The sequence below is a fragment of the Pseudokineococcus marinus genome (assembly GCF_013004605.1).
Classification (GTDB): domain Bacteria; phylum Actinomycetota; class Actinomycetes; order Actinomycetales; family Quadrisphaeraceae; genus Pseudokineococcus; species Pseudokineococcus marinus.
The window spans coordinates 1-3,142 of the sequence record NZ_JABEMA010000330.1; the positions used below are offsets into that span (position 1 = coordinate 1).

Below are 3,142 nucleotides of genomic sequence, written 5' to 3' on the forward strand. Positions count from 1 at the left end.
CGTCGAGTGGCCGGCCGCGACGACCGCGCCGCAGGCCGTCGGGGAGGCCCTCCTGGGCGCGCCGCCGGAGGGGCGCGGGGGAGCGGCCTGGTGGGCGAGCGCCGCGGCCCTGCTGGGGGCGGGCGTCCTCGTGGCCCGCGGGCGGCGCCGCGCCGTCCTCGTCGGCGCGGCGCTCGTCGGCGGCCTCTACGTCGTCGGCCGCTCCACGGACAGCAGCGTCCTCACGGCCCTCTGGTACAACGACCCGGTCCGGATCGCCCCGCTGCTCGTCGTGGTCGTCGCGCCGCTCGCGGGGGTCGGGCTCGCCGCGCTCGTCGCCCGGCGCCCCGGCGGCCGCTCGCGCCCCGTGGTCGCCCTCCTGCTCGTCGTCCTGCTCGGCGCCGCCGCCACCGCGGCCCCCGGCAGCGGCGTCCCGGCCGCGCAGCGGTCGCTGGCCCAGGCGTACGCGTCGGACGCCGCCGCGGCGCCGCTGGTGGACCCCCAGGAGCTGGCCCTGCTCGCGGCCCTCGACGACCTCGTCCCCCCGGACGCGCTCATCGCCGACGACCCCCACGACGGGGGCGCGCTGGCGTACGCCCTCGCCGACCGGCGGGTGCTCTTCCCGCACCTGTCCGGCACGAGGCCGCCGCTCGAGCGCCTCCTCGCCGAGTCCCTCGACGAGGCCGGCGCCGACCCGGCCGTCTGCGCGGCGGTGCGCGACCTCGGCGTGACGCACGTCCTCGACCTCGGAGGCCCGAGCTACTTCGCGACCCCGCGCACCGACGAGCTCTTCGCCGGGCTGCGGGCCGCGTCGGCGTCGTCGCCGGTCCTGGAGGTCGTCGCGACCTCGGGCCGCTCGCGCCTGCTCGCCGTCCGCGGCTGCTGACGGGGCCCCGGCGGGGTGCGGCGCCCGGCCCCCGGTCGGCCCCCGTCAGCCCCCGTCAGCCCAGGGCGCGGTCGAGCGCGGGCGCCAGCGACCGCGACCAGGAGGCCGTGAGGTGGCTGCCGTCGACGTAGGCCACGAGGTCGCCGCCGACGACGTGGCAGCGCTCCTCGTCGCAGAAGGAGCTCGTGAGGTCGACGACGTCCACCAGGGGGTCCTGCATCGCCTCGGCCCCGCGCACCAGCTGGTCGGGCACGAGGGCCTGCGCGCGCGGCGTCGAGCAGGGGTCCGGCGCGGTCGGGTCGGCGGCCGCCACGCACGCGGGCACGGCCACCGAGCTGTCGACGAGCTCGGGGCCCGTCTCGAAGCCGCCCGTGCTGGGCACGGCGCGCAGCACGTGCACCTGCTCGCCGGCCGCCGTGAGGCGGCCGAGGGCGTCGCCGACGAGGTCGACGGGGAACTGCTCGGTGAGCACGCCGTCGTCGCCCTCGTACTTGTAGACGTCGGAGCGGTAGCCCGTGAAGACCTGCGTGATCTCTGGGTCGGCGGCGACGGCGTCGAGCACGGCGTCGCTCCACTCCTCGCAGGCCGGCGGCTCGGCGGCCGGCATGCCGACGCCGATGATCCGGTCGGTGGCGAGGACCGAGCAGCCGGCCTTGAGGTAGGTGACCACGCGCCAGCCGCGCTGCTCGGCGACGGCCGTCACCGCCTCGTACCAGCTGGCGGCGTGGGAGTCGCCGACGAGGGCGACCGTCGTCGAGCCGTCCGGGTCGCCGGCCTCGCAGGTCACGAGCTCCGTGCCCGTCCCGTCCTCCAGGCACGCCATGCCGTCGGACCAGTCCTCGGCGGCGAAGGCGGTGTCGACGTCCGCGGCGGTCGTCGTCGTGCCGAGGCACTCCGGCGGCCCGTCGATCGCCCCCGCGCCCGCGCACGGGTCGCCGACGAGGTCGGCAGCGGCGGCGCGCGCCTGCGCCACCTGCGCCTGGACGACGCCCCACCCGGCGGCGCAGACGACCAGCACGACGGCCATGCCCGCCGCCGCGAGCACGGCGGTGGCGCGGTCGGGGCGGGTCGCCAGCCAGCCCCCGCGCAGCGGCGCCTCGACGTAGCGGGTGGACAGCTGCGCGAGGACGAGCGTGGCTGCGAGGACGCCGAGCGCGCGCGGCGTCGTCAGCTCGCCGCCGAGATGCAGCGGGACGAGCACGACGAGGGGCCAGTGCCAGAGGTAGACGGCGTACGAGACGTCGCCGAGCCACTGGACGGGGCGCAGCGCGTTGAGGCGGTGCGTCGACCCCCGACCGGTGGGCTCGGAGCCCGCCAGGACGAGGAGCGCCCCGACGACGGGCAGGACGGCCGCGGCGCCGGGGAACGGCGTCGAGGAGGTGAAGCTGAGCGCCGCCACGACGACGGCGGCGAGCCCGGCCCAGGCGCCGACGGCGCGCGCGAGGGCCCCCGGGCCGCGGGCGGGCGCGGCCCCGTCGGCCCCGCCGGGCCGGCCCACGAGCACCAGGGCGAGCAGGCCGCCCAGCCCGAACTGCCACGCGCGCACGGGGGTGGCGAAGTAGGCGATCTCCGGCGAGGTGGTGGTGAGGTGCAGCGACAGGGCGAAGGAGCCCGCGGTGACGAGGCCCAGCACGACGCCGGCGACGGCCTTCACGGGCAGCCCGCGGCGGGCGGCGAGGACGGCGGCGGCGAGGACGAGGAGGGGCCAGACGAGGTAGAACTGCTCCTCGGTCGACAGCGACCAGAAGTGCTGCACCGGCGTCGCCGCGTCGTCGGCGCCCAGGTAGTCCACCGCGCCGGCGGCCAGCGACCAGTTCTCGACGTAGAGGGCCGAGGCCGCCACCTCCCGCAGGAAGGGCTGCCAGGACGTGCGCGGCGCCACGAGGAGCACGGCCGCCGCGGTCACGAGCAGGACCAGCAGCGACGCCGGCAGCAGGCGCCGGGCGCGCCGGGCCCAGAAGCGCCCGAGGCGCACGGTGCCCGTGCGGGTGACCTCGCGCACGAGGTGCGCTGTGATGAGGAAGCCCGAGACGACGAAGAAGACGTCGACGCCGACGTAGCCGCCCGGCAGCCGCTCGGGCCACAGGTGGTAGACGACGACGAGGCCCACCGCCAGGGCGCGCAGCGCCTGGATGTCGGCGCGCCCGCGCCGCGTCGCGCCCCCGCCGGCCGGGGCCCCGCCCGGGGGACGGGTGGCCTCCGCCACGGGGGGCTCGAGGTCCCGGGTGCCTGGTCCGCCGCTCATCTCGGGGCGAAGGGTACGTGGCCCGCGGCCGG

Annotated in this window: 2 protein-coding genes; one reads left to right on the forward strand and one right to left on the reverse strand. The window is 78.5% G+C overall.

Annotation, left to right across the window (positions count from 1 at the left end; all coding sequences use genetic code 11):
* On the forward strand, positions 1 to 865 hold an 865-nt coding region (locus HLB09_RS14870; RefSeq protein WP_212771158.1), incomplete at its 5' end, for a DUF6541 family protein.
* Positions 866 to 920: 55 nt separating this feature from the next.
* Here HLB09_RS14870 and HLB09_RS14875 read toward each other — a convergent pair.
* Entirely contained in the window at positions 921 to 3,110 is a 2,190-nt protein-coding gene (locus HLB09_RS14875; RefSeq protein WP_171204113.1) for an acyltransferase family protein, read from the reverse strand.
* Positions 3,111 to 3,142 lie beyond the last annotated feature (32 nt).